Source organism: Motilimonas cestriensis, assembly GCF_021295315.1.
Classification (GTDB): Bacteria; Pseudomonadota; Gammaproteobacteria; order Enterobacterales; family CBDFNC01; genus Motilimonas; species Motilimonas cestriensis.
In genome coordinates this window covers 76,230-101,041 of record NZ_JAIMJA010000003.1, presented here as the reverse complement: position 1 = coordinate 101,041, position 24,812 = coordinate 76,230, and the positions used below count along the sequence as shown (strand labels likewise).

Below are 24,812 nucleotides of genomic sequence, written 5' to 3'. Positions count from 1 at the left end.
AGTTTTGTAGGCTGTTATGCTTTGTTGCTGATTTTCAATGTAGAATAACTATGCCTCAAATCAGCGTCGCGCCTAACAGCCTACAAATTCTCGCTGAACAAGCATCTTGAGGTAACTTGGGTATATTTAGTTTCATCGCAGAGCGAGATAAGGAACTCACTATCATGAACCCCACTGCACGCCTAATGGTACGCATTGTTGCTGGTCTATTACTGGTGCTATTAGTGATTATTAGCCTCGCCGCGTTGATGTTTAATGCTAATGATTACCGCGCTGACATTAAGCAGTGGGCGCTAACCAACTTAGGTTTTGAGTTGGATATACAAGATATTCAGTGGAATATAACCCAGCCCACTCAACTCACGCTAACTAACATCAAGCTAGCGATGCCACAACAAACAACTGATCAGCCAATTGCTGAAATTGAGCAAATTTGGTTACAGTTAAGTAGCTCGGGTTGGTTTAGTCGCGAGCTGGTTATCGAACAAGTGATTTTGGAGCGGCCAACATTATCCATTAGCGACAACTTACTACTGCATTTACAAGGTGATAACGTTGAGCCTGCGACGATTGAGCCGGGCAACGCTGAACCACTGCCCATTGCTTCATTACAAATAAAACAATTCAACATTAATCATCTGAATTTAGCGGTGTCTCTAAGTCAAAGCCCAGCAGTGATGCTAGACGACCTGACGATGAATTTACATCGATGGCAATTAGTTCAAGATCATCAACTTCTCACCACCACAGCAGTACTTGATCTTGAGTTAGCAATTAATCGGATCGCTATCAACGCCTTTGAGGTGAACGATATTTTTGTTTCAGCCCAACTGCAAAACCAACAGCTAGAAATTGACCAATTTAGTGCGAATCATTTGAAAGGTAAGTTAGTAGGTGAGCTAGCTATGAATGTGACGCCACCTTTAGCACTCAAGGTGAAACAATTTTCGCTGAGCGATTTAAACTTAGAGTACAGCGAAGGCTGGCTACAAAACTTCCAAGCCAATTCACCGCAGCTGACAATCGACACAGAATCTGACCAAGGAGTAAACCAGCCCGTCGAATCCCCTTTATTCGACAGCATTTTGATTGAGCAACTGGCATTAAGCGAGATTAGCTTTACCAGCTACGACAAAAAACTCCCGCTGACGTTTAATAAACTCAACCTCAACCTGAAAAATTTGCCCATTTTAAGCGCGGGCCAATGGCTCGATTTAAGCCAAGTGGATCAACTGAATAGTCTATTTAACCTCAACATGCGTGAGCTCTATTACGCGGGTACCAGTATTACCGACTTAACCCTCAACAGCCGCGTGAAAGATGGCAAATGGGCGTTTTATCAGGTACAAGGGAATAGCTTTGATGGCCATTTTTCTGCGCTATTTGATATTAGCTTACAGCGCTACCCCGACCTTCATGTCAGCCACCTCACCGCTCGCGATCTGGATATAGGGATCCAACCAGAATGGCTAGCCAAGAGTAATGACGATCTGGCCGAGCCAAAGGATCGGTTGCTGCCGCTCAATAGCTTAGTCATCGACAAGCTCGATCTATTTAATTTAAACCTGCTTTCTTACGCCGATGAGCTACCCCTTTCTGTTCGTGGGATCAGCCTGCGTTTAGAGCAAGCGCAATTGATTAAGCAGCGCCATTTATTAACCATTCCACCGCAATGGTCGCAGCAGGCAAGCTTTGAATTAATCGTCAACGAAGCCCTGTATCAGGGCATGAAAGCCGATAAGATAAGAATTAAAGGCAAGCTAAACGAAGATTACTTGAATCCCGACATGCTACAACGATTAATCCCCAGCACACCGGTTAACGTGGAAGGTAAAATAATGGATAGCGCCCCCGAAAAACGAGTGATTAGGTTAGATTAAGATCTGTTTGGCTTTAGCTATCAATTACTCATTGGCCACTGAGTAAATATCACTTAAAGGAGGCGGCTCAGACTGGGACTCTCTCGGTAAAATAATAAACAAGCCTTCAAAATCTGCCGCGTTTTGCTCACCACTGATAATGCTCACCGACATTTTGACCTTTACCTTGCAGCCTTTTTTTAGGCCTGCAAAACTGCCCTCAATATGATCTTTTAGGATCACCGCTCTTGGCAGTTCTGTCACAGGCTGGCGGTAAGCAATCTCACCTTTCGCCACCACAATTTCACCGTCAAAACCCTGCTCTTTCATTTTTAACCAACAGAGTCCCCATGCCGTTAACGTGGCTTGGCTATAAATACTACCGGCAAACATGGCATGTTTAGTGTTTACATTGGCATGTAAACTGGCGCGCGTTTCAAAGCGCTCGCCCGTGTATTGATAAACAGTAATGCCCATTTTTTCACTAATGGGAATTTGCTCAGCCCAAACCCGCTCTAATGCTAAGCATAATTCAGGCACCCGCAGCAAACTTTTCGCGGGGGCGAGCTGCTTAATCATTTGCAGTAGTTGCGTGCCTTCCATACGATGGGGTTCACGCTGCGCAGCAACATAGCCAAATTTTTCAAAGAAAGAGATAGCCTTAATTCGAGACAGCAACACAATACGTTTCGCCCCTTCATCACGCGCAGCTTGTTCGAGGGCTTTTAGCAATAATGCACCAATCCCTTTTCCACGGTGCGAAGGCTCTACGGCCATGTAACGAATTTGCGCTTCATCGGCATCGGTCACATATACCCGTCCAACTGCCAGTGGCTTACCGTCACGATCTCGGATCATCCGATGCAAAGCATGGGGATCATAGCCATCCTTTTCAGAGCCAATCGGCAACTGTAAAGGCGCATTTAAGATCGACCAACGGAAATGAAAATAGTCATCAAGTTCCGTTTCGGTGGTGGGTTCAAAAATATGATACAAGCAATGTCTCCTTTCGCTACTAAGGCTTATATTGCCTAGTCTTTCAGCAATATTCAATATCCGCTCAATTAGCTAATTTCTAGCATTGCATATTCAGCCTGACCCATTAATAATTAAACTTTATAAACAATAAGTTATAAAATAAGACTCTCACCACTTGGCATAAGGAGCCGCACTTGCTGTCCGACTACGACCTGATCAACCGCCTCAGCCAAGCTCAGGTACGCCATTTAGTGCATCAAGATGATAAGCAATGGGTATTGTTTGAAGACCATGATTATTTGTGGCTAACCCTTGATACCGTGGTGCAAAGTATTATGAGCAAAGCAGAGCCCAGTAAACTGATGTTTGGCTATCATCATACTTTGCTGCCACATTTACCCCACCATTTTGAGTCTATTACTGAGTTAGGCTTAGGCGGTGGCAGCCTGATCCGCTATCTCTGTGAAAAACAACCAGACCTAAAATACACCTGTATTGAACAAAGCCAGCAAGTGATTGATTGGTTTAATGACTATTTCAACCCAAGCCACTGCCAAGTAGAGGTTTTAGCCGCCGATGCCAGTGTCGCTATCGCCGATTTAGCCCCTGCCGATGTCGTTTTATGTGATTTATTTAGCGATTTTGGCAGTCCTGATTTCATCTTTCAGGCTAAGTTCTATCAAAACCTCAGATCTAAGTTTAACGATACGTTAATCATTAATTTATTACCACGCAACCAGAGCGAACTCGACATCGTTATTCAGCTGAGCACGCAACAGTTTGGTCAATCGCCTGAAGTTATCAAAGTTGCGGATATGCGAAACCACCTGATCATTATCAGAAACAATGTATCTGAAAGCACATGATCAAACACAAAAAATGCGCCCGAAAGTAAAGATTAACTGTCAAATTAGCCACCTAGGTGGTTTTATTGTCAGCGCGTAAAATATCAACAAATATCGCACCATTACATTGTTGTAATGGTTTGAAACCCTTTGTAACAAAAAACAATTAATTAAAATCAGTAGCTTAGTGAAACCAAAAACTTAGTGTGAAGCAGATCAAAGTTTTATATCCAAACAACTGCAAAATAAGCCGTATTGCTCTCTACTAGAACGTGGGCCAAGATAAGTTTTTTACTTTTTTGTCATAATTACACTCTACTATTCTGATAAGTGACTATTATTTCTTTATTTTCTTAAAATCCAGGTAACCACTTTATGCTTAACACTGTTAATCCAACTGAAACACAAGCTTGGCAAAAGCTGCAGGCCCACTTCGAACAAAACAACATTTCGTTGGCGCAAGAGTTTGCCCAAAACCCCGATCGATTTAAGCAGCTGTCTTGTCAACTCAATGACGAATTACTGCTGGATTACTCAAAAAATTTAGTCACCTCAGAAACCCTAGCGCTGCTGAACGAACTCGCACATGAAGTTGATTTGAAAAGCGCAATCCACGCCATGTTTAACGGTGACAAAATTAACCAAACCGAAAATCGCGCGGTATTACACGTGGCCCTGCGTAATCGCAGCAACAGTGAAATAAAAGTGGATGGCAAGGATGTGATGCCAGAAATCAACGCCGTGCTCGCTAAAATGCAGGCGTTTTGTCATAAAATCCATTCCGGCGAGTGGCTAGGCTACACCGGCAAACCTATCACCGACATAGTAAATATTGGCATCGGCGGTTCTGATTTAGGCCCTTACATGGTCACCGAAGCCCTCAACGCTTATAAAGTAGAAGGGATTAATGCGCATTTTGTCTCTAATGTTGACGGCACTCATATCACCGAAACGCTGAAAAAAGTAAACCCTGAAACCACCCTGTTTTTGATTGCATCAAAAACCTTTACTACCCAAGAAACCATGACTAACGCCCACAGTGCGCGCGATTGGTTTTTAGCTGCTGCTAAACAACCTGAATTTGTCGCTAAGCACTTTGCCGCGCTTTCAACCAACGCAAAATCAGTCGCAGAGTTCGGCATTGATACCGACAATATGTTTGAGTTTTGGGATTGGGTTGGCGGTCGTTACTCACTTTGGTCAGCCATTGGCTTATCCATTGCACTAACTATTGGCTACGATAACTTCGAGCAACTGCTGGACGGGGCTCATGAAATGGACCAACATTTCTTGAACACAGATTTCGAGCAAAACATCCCGGTTATTTTAGCTTTGCTTGGTGTTTGGTATAACAACTTTTACGGCGCCGAATCCGAAGCGATTTTACCTTACGATCAATACATGCATCGCTTTGCTGCTTATTTCCAACAAGGCAACATGGAATCAAACGGTAAGAACTGCGACCGCGCAGGCAATCCAATTGACTACCAAACCGGCCCTATTATTTGGGGTGAGCCAGGCACTAACGGCCAACACGCGTTTTATCAATTGATTCACCAAGGCACTAAGTTGATCCCGTGTGACTTTATCGCCCCGGCACAAAGCCATAACCCTGCTGGCGATCACCACGTTAAATTGCTATCTAACTTCTTCGCTCAAACCGAAGCCCTTGCCTTTGGCAAAAGCCAAGCACAAGTAGAGGCTGAATTTATTGCTGCAGGAAAATCATTAGACGAAGTAACGCATCTTGTGCCTTTTAAGGTATTTGAAGGTAATAAGCCAACTAACTCAATCATGGTAAAAAAGGTCACACCAAGTGTTCTTGGTCAATTGATCGCCATGTACGAACACAAAATTTTTGTTCAAGGCATTATCTGGAATGTGTTCAGCTTTGACCAATGGGGGGTTGAATTAGGTAAGCAGTTGGCGAGCCAAATTTTACCTGAGTTGCAAGGTGACGAAAGTGTTAGCGCTCATGACGCGTCAACCAATGGTTTGATCAACTGCTTTAAAGCTTGGCGTTAATCGACTGCACGCAGCCCAATTAATGGGCTGCGTGCTATTTTTTTAGGCTTAATTAATATTGATTAACTTGCCTAGCCACATTTTTTAACATTAATGATTGTTAATTTAAGCGTATTTTTATACTTTTATTATCCTTAAGTAGTTTGGCAAGGGTAAAGATAATGAAGTATATCGCGAGGATAAGTTGGGTAATATTAATGCTACCCGTTTTATTCTTTCAACTTGCCCATGCCAACTTACCACCCGAACACCAAACACCTAAGATAGATTTTTATACCGAACACTTCCCTCCCTTTGCGATTGATGATCAATTTGAAATACTCGGAGAATCAGTTGATTTAGTGAGAAAAATGCAACGATTATTAGGCCAACCAGATACCATACGCATAAAACCTTGGGCCAGAGCTTACCAAAAGGTGTTACGAGAGCCGAACAGCGCCTTATTTCTAACCGCACGCACGCCGGCACGAGAAGCATTATTTAAGTGGGTAGGCCCATTAACCCGAGATAAAGTCTCACTATGTCAGCACAAATCAGATCAAAATAAGTATGACAATATTAACCTGCTGGATAAAGACATCCATATTGCTGTCACTCGTGGCTATCCAGAACAAGCCGCCCTCGAAAAACTCGGCTTTAACCACATCAAACTAACCAACACCCCCAACAGCACCATTAACCAGCTATTGAAAAAACGGGTTACTTTAATTAGCTGTAGTCCCAAAACCTTGTGGGATTTATTGATTCAAAATGCCACGCCAACCGACGCAATCCAATTAACCAACATAGACCTTTATGAGGTTGAGCTTTATATCGCATTTAACCATCAAACACCGGATAAAACGATACAAGCCTGGCAACGCGCTTTAGAGCTATCAAAACAAAGCCGAGAATATATTGAGCTTAACGATTAAGTAACCTCATTTCTATTTAGGTCTGTTGCAATAACAAGTAGTCTATTTTTACCGCAAAATTTCGTTTTCAGAGATGTAAACACAAAACGTATAGGGATGTATCCCAAACAATCTCAAGATACCGAATTCAGTGTTTAGGTTAAGTAATAATGCGAAACAAAAAAAGCCGCATCGTTAATGCGGCCTTTATATCAAGTTGGTAGTAACAATTACTGCACTAAATCTTGCTCATCAAAAATACCTTCAAACAGCGCACTACTTAGGTAACGCTCACCCGAGCTTGGCAAAATAACCACTATCACTTTATCTTTAAACTCTTCAAGTTCAGCTAATCGCGCCGCAGCAACCACTGCCGCGCCAGAAGAAATACCCGCTAAAATACCCTCTTCTTTCATTAAGCGACGCGCCATTTCAATAGACTCATCATTGCCAACCGTTTCAACACGGTCAATTACGCGTAAGTCTAAGTTTTTAGGAATAAAGCCCGCACCGATACCTTGGATTTTATGCGGTCCTGGTTTCACATCTTCACCCGCTAAGGTTTGACTGATCACCGGTGAATCTTCCGGCTCAACCGCAACCGAGATAATATTCTTTCCACGTTGTTGTTTAATATAACGACTCACGCCAGTAATGGTTCCGCCGGTGCCGACACCAGCAACAAACACATCCACTTCACCTTGGGTGGCATCCCAAATTTCAGGGCCAGTAGTCATGGTGTGGATGGCTGGGTTTGCTGGATTTTCAAATTGCTGCAGTAACACATATTTTTCCGGATCACTGGCGGCGATTTCATTGGCTTTATCAATCGCGCCTTTCATGCCTTTTGCCGCTTCAGTTAGCACTAAGTTTGCGCCCAAGGCTTTTAGTAGCTTGCGGCGCTCTAAACTCATTGAGCTAGGCATGGTTAAGGTTAGTTTGTAGCCACGCGACGCCGCCACAAATGCCAGTGCAATACCGGTATTACCACTGGTTGGCTCAATTAACTCTTGGCCTGCTTTTAACTTACCTTTTTGCTCGGCGTCCCAAATCATGTTGGCACCAATACGACATTTAACAGTAAAGCTAGGGTTACGGCTTTCAACTTTGGCGTAAACATTCCCTTTAGTGACACGGTTTAGACGCACTAAAGGAGTGTTACCTATCGTTAAAGAATTATCGTCAAACAACTTGCTCATCACATTTTCCTAATATTGTTAAATGCGTATCCATACTACGCTGAATTTACTCTTCTCTTTATATCAGAAATAATCAGTCTTGCTAATTTTATATTCTAATATCTTATAACCAACTCACACAGTACCGTCACTTTAACTGAGCGGATATTTTTCATTTCAGCACAAAAATAATTCACTCAATAAATACTTGTTTCACACTTCGGTTAGTCGCATATTGCGCCCCTAAACAGAGGAGTAACCATGTTCAACACTATGCTAAATATTTACCCATTTGATTGGCACGGCATACTATTTTGCGTTATTTGCGCTGGCTTAATCGGATTTGAACGTCAATATCGCGGCAAACCTGTTGGCATTCGTACTGCCTGTTTAATTGTACTCGGCACTTACAGCTTTTTAAAAGTAGGCATATCGTTGTCGCCTCATTCTTTAGATCAAGCGCGAGTTTATGGTCAAATCATTACCGGTGTAGGCTTTTTAGGCGCAGGTGTAATGATGTCACGCGATGGTCAAGTGATGGGCGTCACCTCTGCTGCCAGTATTTGGATGCTGGCAGCTATAGGCTTAATGATCGGTATTGGCTTTGAACGCCAAGCACTGATTATCACACTACTGGTATTACTGATACTGGTTGGCGTCGATTTGCTGGAAAACAGTTTTAAATTTATGCGCCAAGGTGTACATGCGCACTTCTATAGCCGAAAACGTAAATTGATTAAGGCCAAGCGTAATAGCCGAGCAAACCCGCCGCAAGCACCAGAAGAAGTATAAAATTGTTAGCTAAGCTGTACCGAATAAATCAGCCGCGCTATGCTAGCGCGGTATTTATCTTCTATAGGCACTGCACTCATGTTTAGCTTTCCCGATTTAACTCAATTTGCCACTACCTACCCTACTTTAAGTGGCACACGTTTAGGTTTAGCCCATCGCATCGCACAACAAAGCCATAACGAAGTGGCTTTTTTTAATCAGCAACTCAATCAGCATAAGCTAGCGCCAGAACAGTGGGCAATTGAACTTACGCCGCAAAGCACCCTAGCATGGTTACATCACATCGCTAAGCCAGAAAAAAAGCAACATTACCAACTCGAAAATAGCTTAACACTGGCCGCTAATTGCTTATCCGTTGCCCTAGAATTAAGTTATTTAACTGCTTGCGCCAATGAAAACAAAATTGCTAAGTCTCGCTTACAAAAAGATCAAACCAGCTTAACGCAATGGTTTGCAGATGCTGAACAAGCTGATGAAAATAGCATAACCTTAGCTCTCGACACCGCATTGCTACTGTATTTCCACCAAGTATCACAAGTGATGTTTGGCCATGCCGCCTTAGCTGAAACCACTCTGGTTGAGCGTCGTGCTTTAATTACCGATGCTGACTTTAATGCCGGTACTATGTTTTGCCTGTGGCTTGATTACCATCAAGACAAATCGCGTATCCCCGCCAATGATGCAGATGCTTTGCAACGCTTAGTTAACGCCGCTTACTTATTAAGCGTGATTGACAAAAGCCAAGCGAACAACAAAAATTCACTGCACTTTGCCAGTAATCGCGTGAGTTGCTTTGTTAGCGGCGCTATTGCGGGGTTACATGATATCGGTAAAGGCGAGCAATTTTCCGCTAATGAAGACGCACTACAAGAACAAACAGCTGAACTAAGCCAGTGGATTGAAGCCGCATTATTAGACTCCAGCCTGAGCGACTATGTCGGTAAGGAAGCCGAAGTGGAAGCCGATGAACAAAAATTACAAGGCGAAACGGCCACCAGCCGCGCCGAACTGAAAGCAGGAAAACTGCAAGGACTGGCGTTCTAACGCCAATTTCATAATAGCCCAATTCGAGTAGCGTCGATCGTTAACCATGATCAGCCTACTCGCCTTTAGCAGAACAAAGAATGATTAGAAAATGGTGCTGGTGCCCTCTTGACTTTACGCTAGTCGCTCCCTAGTCTGCTCATTCAGTAATCAAGGTGGTATGCATGGATATAACTTATAACTTAAAACCTGCGACGGAGCGCCGCACCGAGCCATTTAAGCCAGAAGAAAACGTTGGCTTTGGCAATCTTAGAACCGAACACATGTTTCTTATGGATTATCGTGATGGCGAATGGCGCGATCCGCGCATTGTGCCTTACGGGCCATTTGAAATGGCGCCCGGCGCGATGGCTCTGCATTATGGTCAGTCGATATTTGAAGGCGCTAAAGCCTTTATGCATGAAGATGGCGAAATTTACACATTCCGTATTAATAAAAATGCCGAGCGGATGAATCGATCTGCCGATATCCTTTGCATTCCCCATCTCGATGAACAGATGCAAATCGATGCCATTAATGCCTTAATCGACGTCGACCGGCTATGGTTTCCGATGCAACAAGGCGCATGTTTGTATATTCGCCCCTTTATTTTTGCCACAGAAGACCGTCTCTCCATTGGCGCCAGCAAAAGCTACACTTTCTGCGTAGTGTTAAGCCCTAGTGGTGCTTACTACGCTGCAGGTGTAAACAAGGGCATTCGCTTACTGATTAGTAAAACCTTCCATCGCGCAGTTTCAGGTGGCACGGGGGCATCAAAAGCAGCAGGAAACTATGCGGCATCTTTGCGAGCAGGCCAAGCCGCCGCCAAATTTGGTGCATCACAAGTGTTATACCTCGATGCCAATAACCAGCAAATTGAAGAAGCCGGAGCAATGAATCACTTTCATATTCTGAAAGATGGCACGGTGATCATCCCGACCTTTACCGACACAATTTTAAAATCCATCACCTCGCAATCCATCATGGAATTAGGCGAGCAGTTGGGTTGTGAGGTGCGCCAAGAAACCATCATGTTAGATCAGTTTATTGCTGATATAGAGTCAGGTGAAATTATTGAAGCAGGTGGTTTTGGCACCGCTGCCGTAGTCTCTGCCGTTGGCTCTTATATTTTTGAAGATGGCCGTATTGTGACCGTTGGCAATGGCGAGGTAGGCGAGCATGTGCAGCGTATTTACAAATTGTATACCGACATGCAAAAAGGCCATAGCCAAGCACCTGAAGGCTGGCTGAAACGAGTTGAACGTGTAGCGCCATAAACTTTTTGTTTTATAGTGCTATCAAAAAGGCCGCTCACATTGTGAGCGGCCTTTTTGCTACTGGCGACATGACAGCCGCATAATAAGGCTGCGAGCTATACGCCCATCTGTTTTTTCATCTTCAAGACATTCGCTTTAAAACGCTTAAGATTAGCGGCATCCATTTCTGTCGAGTAAGGCAATTTCACTTTAAGGGGATTAACTCGTCGGCCATTAATGTGAAATTCGAAATGCAGATGCGCGCCTGTTGAACGCCCTGTGTTACCCGTTTTAGCAACTAATTGCCCCATAGATACACGCTCACCTTTACGCACCAATATCTTACTTAAATGCAAATAGCGCGTGGTGTACTGACGACCGTGCTTTAAGACTAAATATTTACCTGCCAAGGGGTGATTTTCTACTCGCTCAACCACACCATCACCAATCGAATATACTGGCGTACCAATCGGTGCAGCCCAATCCGTGCCATAGTGAGGACGAATTTTACCGGTTACTGGATGCTTACGTTTTAAATTAAAATGCGAGCTCAGGCGAAACTTACCGTTAAGTGGGCTTTTACGATAAGCCTTATTCAAACCACTCCCAGCCTGATCGTAATAGTTGCCATCGTCATGTAAGAAAGCGCTGTAAGTGTTGCTACGGCTTTTAATTATCACACCTAACACTTCATCCTGGTAAAACTCACCCTTAACTCGCTGCTCGTTTACAACTACGTAATACTTGTCGCCCGCACGCAGGTTTCTAAACTTGAGACGATTTTCAAGCAGTTTAGCAATATGAGTAATACTGCTCATACTGAGAGAGTTTTTGTTTGCGCTAATGTTAAAAGAGCCATGAATATCACCCGCAATCACTCGCTCAGACCACTCGCCCGGCTCAGTAAATAATTCTGCGCTATAACCATCATCAGTCGCAGTAAAAGTGAGCTTGTTCGCAATGTCGATGCCAAGTACTAACTTAGACAGTCGACCTTCCGCATCTAAGGTGATGTTGAGAGTTTGCCCTGGCATTACATTACCTAGGCGCAAGTCTTTTTCATCTGCCACTAATAGCTCAGGTAAAGCACTATATACATTAAGCTCGCTTAAAAATTTTCCTACCGTGTCACCCGGCTGCAGCGTAACAAAATGCTCTGACACGCCCGACATATCAGGAAATTCAGCATGGGCTTTTATCACTTCATTCGGATCTTGCGCCACCGTATCGGTTTGTTGCTGTAAAATACGGTCCATATCAAGCGCAATAGGCTTAACCATTGGCTCAGTAGTTAGAGACGGCTTATCACTAGGCCAAGCAATGACGAATAGAAGAAACAGTGTCGCAATAATAAATATGGCCACAAGATGAAATCGGGGTAATCGAGATAAAATAGAAGGCATGCTCATAAGTGTTATAGAGTAACAAAAACGAGCAGTTTATAAGAAATTGAACTCAGAATATAGCGCTATATCGCCACAAATTGCGCTATATAGGCAAACCCAAATCAATTAGGAAACAGAAAACCATAAGCAATCATAAGCGACTTTTGTTAGTTAAATCAGCTTAAACTCGATTAAAATAAATAAAAACCAAGTAAAAACAGTGCTATAGACTTATCTTATGGTGTTCAAAGAACGACCTCGGTTTTGCCGACCATTTAGGCTGATAATCACGAGTTGTATCGAAATGAGAGGACAGTTATAACTTAACTGAGTAAGGGACTCGATATCCTTTTACTCACTCAACCCTTTGCATCCTTTTGTCATATGGGGCCCATCCTTCTGAGGTCCCATTTTTTTTGTCCTAATAAATCAATCTTCCTTTTTTTTACCAAAAGTCACTCGATTGCGACCATTATGTTTTGATTGATACAAGGCTTTATCGGCACGTTCAAATACCGAATCAACAGCTTCTTGTTCAGTTTTAATTGCCATTCCGATACTGATGGTCATTTGCCTACCCGGCATAATGTCTTGCCAATGATGCTGCTCTACTTGATTGCGGATCCGGTCAGCAGTTCTGACGACCTTATCGGCCTGTGTTTCGACTAACAAGATGACAAACTCTTCACCACCATATCGAGCGACAAAATCACCTGAGCGTACACTTTGCTGCAAAATAAAGGCGAGTTCCTGCAAAACCACGTCACCCACCTGATGACTAAATTCATCGTTTACTGACTTAAAATGATCCGCATCGGCGACCAATATGGCATAAGGTCCTTTACGGGTACTAAAAGTGACATCCAACCAACGGCGATTATACAGCCGCGTTAGGGGATCAATATATACGTCTTTTTCTAGCTTGCTCACTACCTCTTGTTGGCTCAAGGCTTGATTTTTTAACGCTGCATTTTCGAGTCGCGTTTTTTCAAAATCTAGTTTCGGCTCCCAGCGTTTAAAACGGCGTAAGCAATGTAGCCCTAATTCACTAACCGGCACCTTACTTAATAGCTCGATGGCAATGGCATGCGCTTGTTCTTCACAAGCCAGAGCCTGCAGGTATTCACCATTTGCATCATAAGCATGGCTTAATGCCTCATACAACTCACTCCTGAGCATCGGCAAGCTCAGATCAGCGATATCAGTTAGGGTTTGCTTGAGCAGCAATATGGCGTCATCCGCGCGTGCAATCAAGCTATAACAAAGCCCCAATTCTAGGCTAATTTTATTGCTAATCCACTTTAGCTTGTGACGTTCGCTGGACACTCTGGCTTTTTCCAATAAGTTTATCGCACCATCTATTTGCCCCATAGCCCGGCAAATTTGACTGTGATACACAAATAGCTCAGCCATGTAAGCGTCGGCAAATTCACCATCTAGCAGTGCTTGGGTTTCACAATCAGCCAGTAGCTGGCGAGCATCTTCATATAAGGTAAGTGCTATCAAACACGACACCTCACACAAATTAATTCTTAATTTTAGCTGGCTCGATTGAATACCTTCGTAATGATCTCTGGCTTTATTGTAAAACTGTAAAGCGCGTTGATGATCGCTAACCACTTCAAGTAACTGTGCAATGCCAATCAACCCTTCAATAAAATGATCAATATCCCCCATGTTTGCCGCCTCAGCAGCCATAGCCAGCCATGTGTTCATGGCATCTTCAAAACGAATATCATCGGCATAGCGCTGGGCTAAACTATTCTGCACTACCAACAACTCACCTTGGTCTGCTGAATGGATTAATTTGGCTTGCGCTGCTTCCAATAAATGAATGGCGGTTTCAATTTTTCCTGAGCCAAAATATATATCGGATAAAATCCGTAACCCTAAGGAACTTTTCTTAGCATCGTTGGTATTTTCATCAATGTATTGCTGACACAGCGCAATGGCTCTTGCTTTATCACCTTCAACTAATGCTTGGCTCGCTTGGTTTAGCACATTCATAACAGTCATTGCCCACCCCCTTGCGCTGGTGCAGCCAAACTTAGAAAGTCAGACACATTAAACATAGTGACGGTCGCTGCAGTTTCACCTTTGGTGGTTCGCCACCATGGGTATGCCGCAAGCAGCTGCTCGATATGCTGGCGTAACGGCTCACGTTCAAACAAATTTGCAGCCATTAATAATGCCATGCTTTGCGCTGTCCAAATCACGCCTCGGTCCCTTTCTTGCAACAAGCTATGCAATAACGGCAAGGCATGTTCACACTGTTGCTCGCTGGCAAACACAATTTCAAACACCACCAGATCAGGCTCATCCAATCGTGTTCGGCAACTAAACAGCCAGGCACCACGATGTCGCATTTGCGGATAGTGCTGAATTTGACTAACAAAGTCGCCGACATTCATTCTCTTAATTAGCTGTTTAGAGCGCAGATCTAGTTGGCCACGCGAAGACAGAAATTCATCACTGCCTTTTGACAATGACTGCTCTCTAATTAAATTCAGCTCATAACGGCGATAATCACGGTAATGCTGTAAAGCTTGCTGGTCTTGGCCTAAACGTCGACAAATTTCGGTTCGCTCCAAACAAATCTGCGACAGTAATTCACCTTGGTCAAAATCTTGCGCTAACCGCTCCGCCACCTCTAAGTAGTCGTTAGCCTGTCGCAACTGCCCTTGTTTTTTTGCCACCCGAGCACTGGAAACAGAAGCGTGAGCAGACATCCAAGCTAAATTATTATCCGTCGCTATTTGCAAAGCCTGCTTTATTTCACTGGCGGCTTCCTCAACCTGACCAGAATAAAGTAAGGCCAAACCTCTAAAATCATGAATTTCTGCATGCCATGTTTGATCTGGGCAATCTGCTAAAAATTCATTACAGCGTGCTAATATAGGCAACATCTCGGCGTATTTTTTTTGCAAAAACAACGACCAAGCCAGCAAAATAGAAGCTTTACCTGCGATCCATTTATAATCACGTAAAATCGACGCATCAAGGGCAAATTGCAAGGCTGATTCTGAGTGAACCAAATTACCCGTAATACGCCACACATTACCTAAGCCAATCAAAGCCTCAAGCTGCAACTCAAACTCATTGTGTAGAATCGATTTTTCGAGCGCTTGATTCCAAAAATGTTGCGCCGAACGATAGCGTGCTAACCCCCAATTTAAAGTAGCCATACGATGTAGCAATTGAGTTAAAAACTGAAATTCTAGCTCGGGAGTAAGCAGAGACTCAATGCGGCTGCATACCCTTAAACCCGCTTGATAATCCATGGTATGCCAGTAGGCTTCCGCCATTTTTAGTAACACAGTGACATAGCCCTGATCATCTCGAGTTTGGCGCACATCTTCAACCAGTGACAACACTCGAGCTAAGGCATCTTTAGGGTTTTCACTTAACAGGCCATCAATAATAGCCAGCTCAGCCTGAATATGTTTTTGTAATTCCTGTAAGATGATAGACATAATTACCCTGCATTAAACCTTAAACGGTCTCTGTTTATCTTAGTAAGTTATTGCGGTAATTCATTAAGGCTAATCACCTCATCATAAGGCTCACCTTGCAACAAGGCTTGATAAATAGCGCCTGAGCGCCCTTGCTCAACCCACCAATTGCGTTGGCGCTCAGTTGGGCACGCTAGCGATGTGCCCACTAATCGCTGAATGTTATTAGCCGAAAAAGAAGACAAATTACTGTAAAAAAGGCTGAGTATGCTGTCGTAGATATTCAATTGCTGCTGCTTGGCATACGCTTTAGCCAACTGCCAAAACGTTTGCTGCGGCTGCCGCTTTATCTGACATGAATCGGTATTCAAAGGGATTTTAACATTAGCCTTGGCTTTTTCTCGCGTAATCGGCCGGCCAACTTGCTCAGTCAAGTCTGCGAGTAAAATCGGCCTGATCACCCGATATGCTTTTAACTGATAGCGCTGAGCATCAAAGGCCAACGTAGGGTGAGATGCCTCGAACATATATTGACTGGTACGACGCTGTTGTAACCAAGTCACTTTGCCAGACGCGCTCTCGACCAAGGCAAACATCATTTCCATGGCAAGACTTTCATCACCGACAAAATTAATTCTAGCGACAAAAGGGGAGTCGCTGACCACTTGGTGTAAACTAACAAACACTTCGCCATCCACTTGCGCGGGTGTTGCCTGATCGGGGTCGCCAACTGGCATAAATTCACTGTATTTAGCTTGGGCCGAGAGGCTGATAAAACCACAACTAACTATCAGTAATAACACAACTAAACGTGACAATTGAATATCCTTATTCTTCTTTATCATACGTAATACAGTGCCTAGCTTATCATTTACGACTCAATGTCTGTTTTATATAAAGTCAGCCCGCGAGCTTGATAATTTTTCAATGCTCCTGGGTGGTCTGAATCACAAGTGTGTACCCATACTCTTTTGGCCTGCCAAGCCCAAGCTTGACCAATAGCTTCGCTAAGTAAATAGCCACCAATGCCTTTACCAATAAATCGTGGTGAAAGACCAAAATACCGAATTTCAACGTCTTCCCCTTCTTTATGTAGCTCAAAATACCCTGCTGGTGAGCCGGCATAATACAGTACCCAAGTTCTTAATTGGTCCGACTCAACATGTTCACGCCAATCAGCATCGCTCCAACTTAACTTATCAGTCCACTGCCACGCCGCCCCCACCAACTGGTATAAAAAACGATTGTATTGATATTCTGCGACTTCGACTTCAATTAAATTTAACGGCAAGTCTGCAGGGGCTGATTTTGATTTCAGCTCATCGGGATGTAAAGATTCCAAGTACCAAATCGTCGCCATAAAACTGCCTAGCAAGTAAAAACTAAAGCCTAATCATAACATTATTGCTCGTTCAGTCACTCCTTTATACTGTCTTTTCGGCCCCAATAACACTGCCTAACGACCATAGGAACCACTGGCTTAAGGGGCAGAAATCTTTATAATATGCCGATTTAACTAGGTCTGTGTCATGCTTTTTATTTGCCCGTTATGCCAAGCACCACTTTCTCGCGATAACAGCAGCGCACGTTGCCCGCAAAACCACTGCTTTGATTTTGCCAAAGAAGGGTACTTAAATTTATTACCGGTGCAAAAAAAGAACTCTATCGACCCTGGCGATAATAAAATGATGATGCAAGCGCGTCGTGATTTTTTAAATAAGGGGTTCTATCAACCTTTGGCGGAGCAAGTTGCGCTATTAATAAAGCAACAAATGGCCGCTAAACAAGAGCATATTCATGCTCTAGACCTTGGTTGTGGTGAAGGTTATTACTGCCAGTATTTCACAGCTAATACTCAAGCCAATATTAGTTGGCACGGATTGGATATTTCAAAATCAGCGATTCGTTATGCCGCTAAGCGTGCCAAATCAATTCAATTTTGCATTGCCAGTGCCTTCGACTTGCCTTTTGCGGGACAGCAATTTGATTGTATTACTCGCATTTACGCCCCTTCGGATGCCAACGAACTACAACGAGTGTTAAAGAATGACGGCTGTGTTATCAGCGTAAGCCCAGGACCAAGGCATTTATTTCAGTTAAAACAAGCTATTTACGATACACCGCAACCCCATAGCGACGCACCTTCGGAAATAGAGGGGTTAATGGTGGTAGAACAAGTTGCGCTGACTTACCCGATTACGTTAACACACAGCCAAGACATTGCTAACCTATTAGAAATGACCCCTTTTGCTTACAAATTAACAGCAACGCAAAAGCAACAACTTAGCAGTCAGTCGCTCACCTTAGACTTAGACTTTAAAATTGAAGTGTTTAAAAAGCAGGTTTAGCCCCTTCAGGTTTACGAGCTGGTAGCGCAACTAAAAACTAGGTTGTTGTGAAGTGCTACGCCGAGTTAAGTGTGCGAGTTTATCATCCCACAACCAAATATTATCCGGGGTTAAATGCACCCCGCCTACCCAATAATCAAGCGTAATGATATCTAATAAATGTCGCCCCCCCGTGAGCACCTGCTCACCTAACTCAGTAATAGCAACAGGGCACTCCCAGCTTGGCTTAGGCCAATGAATGACTCTGGCTGCATTTAACGATAATAAACGCTGAAAAAATACATTATCAGCCATAAACCGTCTTGCTTCTTCAACTTGATAAAGGCTAAACAGCTCTTTTGGATCCGATCGACCCTGCTGGATGTAGGTTAAAGCTATTTGCTGTGCCAACCCCAATCCATTAAAGGTAGAAGGGTACTCTTGCAATAAGCGCTTTACGGCACCATTAAGGTAAGGCAGCACACTGGTATCGAGGTTTAACAAAGAAGATAACAGCGTAGGATTTTCTTGTGTAAACACCTGCCAGCCATAACTGGCAACATCTAACATTTGATTGCTTAAAGGCTGCTCTTCATTAAGTAAACAAACCAGCTCTGCATCTGAGCATTCTGATAAATACTTATCGACGCAAATAACGCCAATATCAACGGTTAGCTGGGGTTGTTTGTTAAACCAGTCTAATATCTGTAGCATTTGTAGTTGATCGTATAGATCAAACTCAAACCAAAGGATAATTTTTTTGTAATAGTTCAGGCGCTGCAGTCGTTGATCCCGGGTACGAAAGCTGTTTAGCACTTGGTCATAATCCCCCCACCCCATTTGTGCGATATACTCTGCACGTACGCCAGATAAAGCTTCAAGGGATAAACCATGAGGAACCGGCCCCTCATGTAATAAGTCACGCCAAGGTAAATAATCACCGATAATGCCAGCATGTCGCATTGCATCTGCTGCGCAATCACCATTAGTAATGTTTAAAGTCCTAGACATAATTCCCTCTTACAATCATTTCGTTTATCAAAGATAGCAGTTAAATCTGCATTGCTGCATCTAAGTTATAAATGATTTTAACAAGATTATGATTCACTTAACTTTTAGGAAAAAAGTCACACCATTCGAGGTGTTTAGGCAGGGGTAAAAAAATACCTTTCTGTAACAGAACACTTATGCTCAGAGTGCTCATTAATAGAGTAATAACATCGGAGTAACATCTACTTTCACGCCTAGAGAAAATGAGCATTAGTCTTATGATACAAACAGTTACAAACAATCCTCCGCCACCTGAAAGCCTTTCATCAGTAAACCAGCGTGATTTCATGTAATTTTATTTAAAATATTTTGAACTTTTGCTCATTCAAGCACTCATAAGAAATGTAACAGATAACTTTACACTTTGATTATGTTTGAACTCCTAAACAAAGTAATAGGTTGTTAAGCCGGCTTCAATGTTTGGCCGCCCTGAAGCCGGCAAATTTCCCTCCTTATACACAGAACCCCCTGTATCAAGTAAGCAACTCACTAAATGACTGCTAATCAATATCTAATCATTGCACTGTTGCGTCACTCTTGCCCTAGTATCACTGCAAACATAAAACCTTCACTTCTGGGTAAACTAAACGCCGTTAGCATTCAGCCTCATCACTGCAGCTTATTGCTTAGAGCAAACTCGCCAGAACGGGCCATAGCAATACTTCTCGATTAAAAATTTTTCATCTTTCATCTCGCCACCGAAAACCAACAGCCTGAATAACAGTCCTACTTTTTAGAATTGTTCACACGAAATATTCTGCTTTTGTTCTAAAATAAATTCAGCCATGATATAAATCTGAATCGTTATTATTTGATAAATGGGACAGCCCAGTGTTAAAAAATTCAACTCAAGGTTATGGATTAGTGAGCATCGTGATGCACTGGTTAGTGGCATTGGCTGTGTTCAGTTTGTTTGCACTTGGCTACTGGATGGTCGATTTAGGCTACTATTCTGACTGGTATCAAACTGCGCCTATGCTGCACAAAAGTTTTGGTCTATGTTTATTTGCATTAATGGTGTTTCGCATTATTTGGCGCCTGATCAATCCCAAACCCCATGGCTTATCCAACCATCAAGCTTGGGAGAAAACCGTCGCTAAACTGGGCCATTTTGCGTTATACGCTATGCTGTTTGTACTAATGATCTCAGGTTACCTTATTTCTACCGCAGACGGGCGTGCTATTTCTGTGTTCGGTTGGTTCGATGTACCCGCCCTGCTATCGGGTTTGCCGCAACAAGAAGAAATAGCAGGTGATATACATGAGATTTTGGCTTGGAGCTTAATTGTTCTTAGCGCTGGCCACGCACTGGCCGCTTTAAAACACCATTTTATTGATAAAGACGCTACCCTCAACCGGATGCTAAAACCGGTGAACTCTACACCAACAAGGAAATAATAATGAAAAAACATCTTACTGCTGCCATTTTAACGGCTGGATTATTTACTGCTGCAACGCCTGTATTAGCAGCAGACTATGCAATCGATACCCGTGGTGCCCATGCTTCAGTCAACTTTAAAGTAAATCACTTAGGTTACAGCTGGGTAGTGGGTCGCTTTGATACTTTCACTGGCGACTTTAGCTATGACCAAGCGGATCCAAGCGCAGCTAAGATTGCAGTGACGATCGACACTAAAAGCGTTAACTCTAACCACGCAGAGCGCGATAAGCACATTCGTAGCAAAGACTTTTTAGAAGTTGATAAATACCCTGAAGCTAAGTTTGTTAGCACTAAGTTTGACTCAACAGACGGTCAAACCGGTAAACTACATGGCCAATTTACGCTTCGTGGCGTAACCAAAGATATAGTAATTGACGTAACTAAAGTGGGCGAAGGTAAAGACCCTTGGGGTGGCTACCGCGCTGGCTTTGAAGGTGCAACGACTATCACCATGAAAGATTACGGTATTCCAATGGACCTAGGCCCACAATCGGCAACGGTTGAGCTTGAGTTTCATATCGAAGGTATTAAAAAGTAATTCTGCTTTTCTGAATACAGCTTTCATTAAATAACATCAAGTGCCCTGTGTGGGCACTTTTTTGTGCTCCCAAATCAACTCAACGTTCATTTTTTCAGCAAAGACTGCTATCTTCAGGACATGGAACAGTTAGAGTTTTTTCAGCTACAAAGCCCTTGTCGCGGGATCTGTCAGACAGATAACCGAGGCTATTGCATGGGTTGCATGCGCAGCCGTGAAGAAAGGTTTGGTTGGCTGCAATTAAGTCCAACTGAACAGCGGAATGTGATCCGCTTGTGCCGCCAAAGAATGATCAGAAAGATTAGAGCTGAGCGGGCTTTAGCCGCAGAGAATAAAAGCGGCGAACAAACGCCACCGCAAGGAGAACTGTTTTAGCAACCGTTAAGGCCTAATTTCAATTTCAGTCCCATCTGGAACTAACTGCCATATTTCTTCCATGTGATCATTAAGCACTGCAATGCAGCCATCAGTCCAATCGCGGCCTTTATATTTGTGCTCAAGGTGACCCTTACCATTAGGCAAACCGTGAATAAATATGGCGCCGCCGGGCTCATAACCCTTCTGATTGGCATAAGCCAAATCTTGCTCATTAGGGTAGTTGATATGGATAGAGCGGAAAAAGTTACTCTCTGGATTGCGATAATCGAGAGTGTAACGGCCCTCTGGCGTACGTTTATCCCCTTCCCATTTCTTATGTCCTTCAGGGCGCTTACCAAGGGAGATATCGTACTTTTGTAGAATTCGACCGTTATCTAATAAATATAGGGTGCGCGCGCTTTTTATCACCAACACCTTATCGACCTTGCTGGCCAAGGACAAAGGGGAAAATAGGCTTAACGCGATAGCAACAACGATAAACTTAATGGTGGTGATGTTCATGGTGATGAGTATGCTCGTGTTGGTGTTTTTTCAATAAACTAGCAGGTAATAACTCCGCTAGAAAGGCTCTTGCGCCGCGCTTAAATAAAGACACAGCAAACAACACGCATATTACCGCCAAACTAATATATTCCAACCAATCCTGCGCCCAACTGTGATCATGCTCTAACCAAGGCAGCACGGTCACTTCTGCGTATTGATTCAACACCCAGCCAGCCATAAAAGCAAAAGCCGCAATGGACCCAAACAAGGTAATCGCCACGCGCTTGCCTTGTAGTTTTTCAATGAAGCTAAACAGCGACAAATTAATCGTCGGGCCTACTAATAACAACGCAAGCACCGCTCCCGGTGACACACCCATCAACAATAAAACAGCAGCAATAGGTGTTAGCCCAGTGGCACATAAATGCATCGGTAAGGCCAAAACAATAACCAGCAAAATTTGCAACCATAAGTGTTCGGCGAACATCTGCCACCCCGGGGTAGGAGCCAATGTAGCGGCCACAATCCAACCCACAATGATCCAAGGCGCGGTATGGTCAATTAAGTGTTCATAGCTATGTTTGATCGCCCCTAACAAACGAGAGCCCTGTGCTTGATTCACTTCCATAACAGCTTGAGAGTGAGATATGTCTTCCTGCTTTTGCAGCCAGCGTCCGACTAATACACCAATAATCAGGATCAACAGCACCGCTAATACTAACCGCAGCATCACCCACTGAGAGCCCAGTAGTGGCCACGAAAGCAATAATGCATCAAAACTCAAGATTGGCGCGGCAATTAAAAAAGACAAAGCAAAAGTTTGGCTAGAGCCCTGCGCCTGCAAATTCTGATACATTCGCGCCGCATCGGGCACACAAATAGGTACCGACAGACCTAAAAATGCCCCTTTAATACTGTCAGTCGAACCAGGATGACGATTAAGCTGGGTTAACCAGCGGGCTGGCATACGTAAATAATTGAGTAAATAGGTAATGGCATAAGCTAATAACAACGCGGGTGAACTATGCAACGCAAGGCTAATAAATCGCTGTAACGCCAATGCGGTTTCATGACCATGGCCACTGAGGCTTTCCCCCTTCCACATTTGGGCACGATCCCAAATAGAATCCATGTGCACATGATTATGAGCAACGTAACCAAGCCAGTGTGGTAATAACACCGCCGCTAAGCAAACCAAGCCAAACAAGGTTCCTAAGCCCGCCATGCGCTTTTCTAATACTTGGTCTGTGGCTTGACTTTTGTCTTGATAAGGACGATGAAATACCACGTGTAAAATCGACCCCGTCACCAGCGCTTGGAACCAAGCCAGCCATTCATTGCTCAAGTGCGGAATAACCTGACTACCAAAAAAACTGCCCGCTAACGTGGCCAAAGACATCGCCGTTAATACTGCAAAAGGCAATATTCGACCATATTGTGGCCGCAGCAACCACCACACCGTCAAACCAACAGGCAAACGGTGCAAAATAACCCCTAACGCCAATAACCAAGCGGTATGAGATTCATCCACCACTAACGCACCACCATCGGTCACCGCATGTAACACTAAGCCACCAACACCAAATAATAAGGTGTAGTTATGGGCTTGATTGGCGATACTATGGAAATACTTTTCGACCAGTCCGGGGCCAAATAACCCCAAGGCAACAAACACAAGTGACACCAAGCCGCCGTGATATAAGGCTTCTGGTAGAATATGAAACAGCACTAAGCCACTAATGGTGACAAAGATAAACGCATCCAATAGCGAAAACCAACCTTTACGCTGCTGTATTGATTGGCAAATAAGTGGCCCCATAAATAAGGCAATAATACTTAAGATCACTAACATGGATGACTAGCTCTAAAAATTGGAACGTAATAATATAACAAATAGCACTGGAATTACTGCTTTTTCTATCAAATTAAGCTGGTTTTTTTATATAACTAAGTCAGTTCAAAATGCTTGTTTGGGCAAGGCAGACGCATGAATACTTTTTCAGCGATAGTGACGTTTTCGTAGACGAATATCTGCCGCATGGAAGCGGCAGTTAAGCCATCAACAGCTATTGAGGATGATTTCAAGGCGCTTCGTATGAGAAAATGTTACTTGCCTGAACTCGTTATTTAAATATTAAACACTCATGTGCTCGCCCTGCTGGTTTGAGTATATATCCAACCAACCCGTGGATGCTTGAAACGTGCATCTTCAAATTGATTGGGCATATTGAACTCTGTGAAAAAGCCCCCATCTCTTTAGATGAAATATCATTAATATAACGAATAGCCAAGCTTTACTCATTTTTAGCTACAATGCCATATAGTTAGCCATTACCAAGAGAGCAAGACCATGAAACACAACCTTCTTGCAGCATGTTTATTAGGCCCAGCATTATTGCTCAGCGCGGGCGCGCTTGCTGAATCTCACGAAAGCGAAGCGGTCGCACAATTGATAGAACAACGCCACCAACAAGGGCCAAAACAGATTCTAGAAAAAGTGACCGAACAATATACTGGCGTCATCACCAACTTTGAGCTGGACGATCAACAAGGCGTTTTAGTTTATCAAGTCGAGGTGATCGATCTTGCCAACAATGTAAAGCGCCACTTGGTATATGATGCTCAAACTACCCTATTTATTAGTGGTAAAGAAACCGCCATGACAGGCTGGTTTAATGATAACCAAAACATAACAGCCATTGAAGAAATTCAAGAAACAGGCTTCTCGATGATAAAAGCACTGGAAATCGTGCAATCACAGCATCCCGGTTTTCTTGTTGATGCCGAGCTAGAAAACAAAAAGGGCATCAATTTGTTTGAGATTGAGCTTGCCACGCCAGAGGGTAAACAAAACTGGTTAGTCGATATTTCAACCCAAGACCTCATCCCTGTTTACCGTAAATAGCGTG

General features: G+C 43.5%; 22 protein-coding genes. 12 read left to right on the top strand and 10 right to left on the bottom strand.

The features are described from left to right. The first annotated feature begins 164 nt into the window (after positions 1-164). The gene (locus K6Y31_RS03845; protein ID WP_233051526.1) at positions 165-1,880 is read left to right on the top strand and encodes an AsmA family protein; all 1,716 of its coding nucleotides are present in this window, start codon (positions 165-167) and stop codon (positions 1,878-1,880) included. Positions 1,881-1,904: 24 nt separating this feature from the next. On the opposite strand, the gene K6Y31_RS03840 is transcribed toward K6Y31_RS03845, so the two are convergent. Further along, positions 1,905-2,855, bottom strand: coding sequence for a bifunctional GNAT family N-acetyltransferase/hotdog fold thioesterase (locus tag K6Y31_RS03840; RefSeq protein WP_233051525.1), 951 nt, complete (start codon positions 2,853-2,855; stop codon positions 1,905-1,907). Between the two features lie 176 nt (positions 2,856-3,031). Here K6Y31_RS03840 and K6Y31_RS03835 point away from each other — a divergent pair, with 176 nt between their 5' ends. The 3 genes from K6Y31_RS03835 (at position 3,032) to K6Y31_RS03825 (ending at position 6,621) form a co-directional block, all read left to right on the top strand. Further along, positions 3,032-3,703: a spermidine synthase gene (locus tag K6Y31_RS03835; protein ID WP_233051524.1), complete on the top strand. Its 672-nt coding sequence runs from the start codon at positions 3,032-3,034 to the stop codon at positions 3,701-3,703. 354 nt (positions 3,704-4,057) lie between these two features. Beyond that, complete coding sequence (gene pgi, locus K6Y31_RS03830; RefSeq protein WP_233051523.1) at positions 4,058-5,707, top strand: glucose-6-phosphate isomerase; 1,650 nt, start codon at positions 4,058-4,060, stop codon at positions 5,705-5,707. Positions 5,708-5,904: 197 nt separating this feature from the next. Continuing rightward, entirely contained in the window at positions 5,905-6,621 is a 717-nt protein-coding gene (locus tag K6Y31_RS03825) for a substrate-binding periplasmic protein (protein WP_233051522.1), read from the top strand. A 209-nt stretch (positions 6,622-6,830) separates the two neighbouring features. Here the strand turns inward: K6Y31_RS03825 and cysK are convergent, their stop codons facing one another. After that, the gene (gene cysK, locus K6Y31_RS03820; protein WP_233051521.1) at positions 6,831-7,799 is read right to left on the bottom strand and encodes a cysteine synthase A; all 969 of its coding nucleotides are present in this window, start codon (positions 7,797-7,799) and stop codon (positions 6,831-6,833) included. A gap of 240 nt (positions 7,800-8,039) precedes the next feature. On the opposite strand from cysK, the gene K6Y31_RS03815 reads away from it, so the two are divergent. From K6Y31_RS03815 to K6Y31_RS03805, 3 genes are all read left to right on the top strand, one after another. Continuing rightward, positions 8,040-8,570, top strand: a complete 531-nt coding sequence (locus K6Y31_RS03815) for an MgtC/SapB family protein (protein WP_233051520.1) — start codon at positions 8,040-8,042, stop codon at positions 8,568-8,570. A gap of 78 nt (positions 8,571-8,648) precedes the next feature. Further along, positions 8,649-9,614, top strand: a complete 966-nt coding sequence (locus tag K6Y31_RS03810; protein WP_233051519.1) for a hypothetical protein — start codon at positions 8,649-8,651, stop codon at positions 9,612-9,614. 164 nt (positions 9,615-9,778) lie between these two features. Next, positions 9,779-10,870, top strand: a complete 1,092-nt coding sequence (locus K6Y31_RS03805) for a branched-chain amino acid aminotransferase (protein WP_233051518.1) — start codon at positions 9,779-9,781, stop codon at positions 10,868-10,870. Between the two features lie 95 nt (positions 10,871-10,965). On the opposite strand, the gene K6Y31_RS03800 is transcribed toward K6Y31_RS03805, so the two are convergent. From K6Y31_RS03800 to K6Y31_RS03780, 5 genes are all read right to left on the bottom strand, one after another. Next, positions 10,966-12,213, bottom strand: a complete 1,248-nt coding sequence (locus K6Y31_RS03800; RefSeq protein ID WP_233051517.1) for a peptidoglycan DD-metalloendopeptidase family protein — start codon at positions 12,211-12,213, stop codon at positions 10,966-10,968. Positions 12,214-12,663: 450 nt separating this feature from the next. After that, positions 12,664-14,250, bottom strand: coding sequence for a GGDEF domain-containing protein (locus tag K6Y31_RS03795; RefSeq protein ID WP_233051516.1), 1,587 nt, complete (start codon positions 14,248-14,250; stop codon positions 12,664-12,666). Then, positions 14,247-15,707, bottom strand: coding sequence for a tetratricopeptide repeat protein (locus tag K6Y31_RS03790; protein ID WP_233051515.1), 1,461 nt, complete (start codon positions 15,705-15,707; stop codon positions 14,247-14,249). Before K6Y31_RS03790 ends, K6Y31_RS03795 begins: the two co-directional genes overlap by 4 nt. Before the next feature lie 47 nt (positions 15,708-15,754). Next, complete coding sequence (locus tag K6Y31_RS03785) at positions 15,755-16,504, bottom strand: hypothetical protein (protein WP_233051514.1); 750 nt, start codon at positions 16,502-16,504, stop codon at positions 15,755-15,757. A gap of 53 nt (positions 16,505-16,557) precedes the next feature. After that, positions 16,558-17,046, bottom strand: coding sequence for a GNAT family N-acetyltransferase (locus K6Y31_RS03780; protein ID WP_233051513.1), 489 nt, complete (start codon positions 17,044-17,046; stop codon positions 16,558-16,560). Between the two features lie 169 nt (positions 17,047-17,215). On the opposite strand from K6Y31_RS03780, the gene rlmA reads away from it, so the two are divergent. Beyond that, a complete protein-coding gene (rlmA, locus tag K6Y31_RS03775) occupies positions 17,216-18,034 on the top strand; it encodes a 23S rRNA (guanine(745)-N(1))-methyltransferase (RefSeq protein WP_233051512.1) in 819 nt (272 codons plus the stop codon). A 30-nt stretch (positions 18,035-18,064) separates the two neighbouring features. On the opposite strand, the gene K6Y31_RS03770 is transcribed toward rlmA, so the two are convergent. Then, positions 18,065-19,024 (bottom strand): hypothetical protein, encoded by a 960-nt coding sequence (locus tag K6Y31_RS03770; RefSeq protein ID WP_233051511.1) that lies wholly within the window; start codon positions 19,022-19,024, stop codon positions 18,065-18,067. 870 nt (positions 19,025-19,894) lie between these two features. On the opposite strand from K6Y31_RS03770, the gene K6Y31_RS03765 reads away from it, so the two are divergent. The 3 genes from K6Y31_RS03765 to K6Y31_RS03755 all read left to right on the top strand — a co-directional run bounded on the left by K6Y31_RS03765 (position 19,895) and on the right by K6Y31_RS03755 (position 21,417). Further along, a complete protein-coding gene (locus tag K6Y31_RS03765) occupies positions 19,895-20,461 on the top strand; it encodes a cytochrome b (protein ID WP_233051510.1) in 567 nt (188 codons plus the stop codon). Between the two features lie 2 nt (positions 20,462-20,463). Next, a complete protein-coding gene (locus K6Y31_RS03760) occupies positions 20,464-21,042 on the top strand; it encodes a YceI family protein (RefSeq protein WP_233051509.1) in 579 nt (192 codons plus the stop codon). Between the two features lie 120 nt (positions 21,043-21,162). After that, positions 21,163-21,417: a DUF1289 domain-containing protein gene (locus tag K6Y31_RS03755; RefSeq protein WP_233051508.1), complete on the top strand. Its 255-nt coding sequence runs from the start codon at positions 21,163-21,165 to the stop codon at positions 21,415-21,417. 6 nt (positions 21,418-21,423) lie between these two features. Here K6Y31_RS03755 and K6Y31_RS03750 read toward each other — a convergent pair whose 3' ends face one another. Both K6Y31_RS03750 and K6Y31_RS03745 read right to left on the bottom strand, forming a co-directional pair. Beyond that, complete coding sequence (locus K6Y31_RS03750) at positions 21,424-21,921, bottom strand: L,D-transpeptidase family protein (RefSeq protein WP_233051507.1); 498 nt, start codon at positions 21,919-21,921, stop codon at positions 21,424-21,426. Further along, a complete protein-coding gene (locus K6Y31_RS03745) occupies positions 21,902-23,755 on the bottom strand; it encodes a permease (RefSeq protein WP_233051506.1) in 1,854 nt (617 codons plus the stop codon). The genes K6Y31_RS03750 and K6Y31_RS03745 overlap by 20 nt, the downstream gene beginning before the upstream one ends. Positions 23,756-24,253: 498 nt before the next feature. Between K6Y31_RS03745 and K6Y31_RS03740 the strand changes: the two genes are divergently transcribed. Further along, complete coding sequence (locus tag K6Y31_RS03740) at positions 24,254-24,808, top strand: PepSY domain-containing protein (protein ID WP_233051505.1); 555 nt, start codon at positions 24,254-24,256, stop codon at positions 24,806-24,808. Positions 24,809-24,812: the final 4 nt, after the last annotated feature.

Coding starts and splice junctions, on each gene's coding strand:
- K6Y31_RS03845 (WP_233051526.1), top strand. CDS start 165: ATGAACCCCACTGCACGCCTAATGGTACGCATTGTTGCTGGTCTATTA.
- pgi (WP_233051523.1), top strand. CDS start 4,058: ATGCTTAACACTGTTAATCCAACTGAAACACAAGCTTGGCAAAAGCTG.
- K6Y31_RS03825 (WP_233051522.1), top strand. CDS start 5,905: ATGCTACCCGTTTTATTCTTTCAACTTGCCCATGCCAACTTACCACCC.
- cysK (WP_233051521.1), bottom strand. CDS start 7,799: ATGAGCAAGTTGTTTGACGATAATTCTTTAACGATAGGTAACACTCCT.
- K6Y31_RS03815 (WP_233051520.1), top strand. CDS start 8,040: ATGTTCAACACTATGCTAAATATTTACCCATTTGATTGGCACGGCATA.
- K6Y31_RS03810 (WP_233051519.1), top strand. CDS start 8,649: ATGTTTAGCTTTCCCGATTTAACTCAATTTGCCACTACCTACCCTACT.
- K6Y31_RS03805 (WP_233051518.1), top strand. CDS start 9,779: ATGGATATAACTTATAACTTAAAACCTGCGACGGAGCGCCGCACCGAG.
- K6Y31_RS03795 (WP_233051516.1), bottom strand. CDS start 14,250: ATGACTGTTATGAATGTGCTAAACCAAGCGAGCCAAGCATTAGTTGAA.
- K6Y31_RS03790 (WP_233051515.1), bottom strand. CDS start 15,707: ATGTCTATCATCTTACAGGAATTACAAAAACATATTCAGGCTGAGCTG.
- K6Y31_RS03780 (WP_233051513.1), bottom strand. CDS start 17,046: ATGGCGACGATTTGGTACTTGGAATCTTTACATCCCGATGAGCTGAAA.
- rlmA (WP_233051512.1), top strand. CDS start 17,216: ATGCTTTTTATTTGCCCGTTATGCCAAGCACCACTTTCTCGCGATAAC.
- K6Y31_RS03770 (WP_233051511.1), bottom strand. CDS start 19,024: ATGTCTAGGACTTTAAACATTACTAATGGTGATTGCGCAGCAGATGCA.
- K6Y31_RS03760 (WP_233051509.1), top strand. CDS start 20,464: ATGAAAAAACATCTTACTGCTGCCATTTTAACGGCTGGATTATTTACT.
- K6Y31_RS03755 (WP_233051508.1), top strand. CDS start 21,163: ATGGAACAGTTAGAGTTTTTTCAGCTACAAAGCCCTTGTCGCGGGATC.
- K6Y31_RS03750 (WP_233051507.1), bottom strand. CDS start 21,921: ATGAACATCACCACCATTAAGTTTATCGTTGTTGCTATCGCGTTAAGC.
- K6Y31_RS03745 (WP_233051506.1), bottom strand. CDS start 23,755: ATGTTAGTGATCTTAAGTATTATTGCCTTATTTATGGGGCCACTTATT.
- K6Y31_RS03740 (WP_233051505.1), top strand. CDS start 24,254: ATGAAACACAACCTTCTTGCAGCATGTTTATTAGGCCCAGCATTATTG.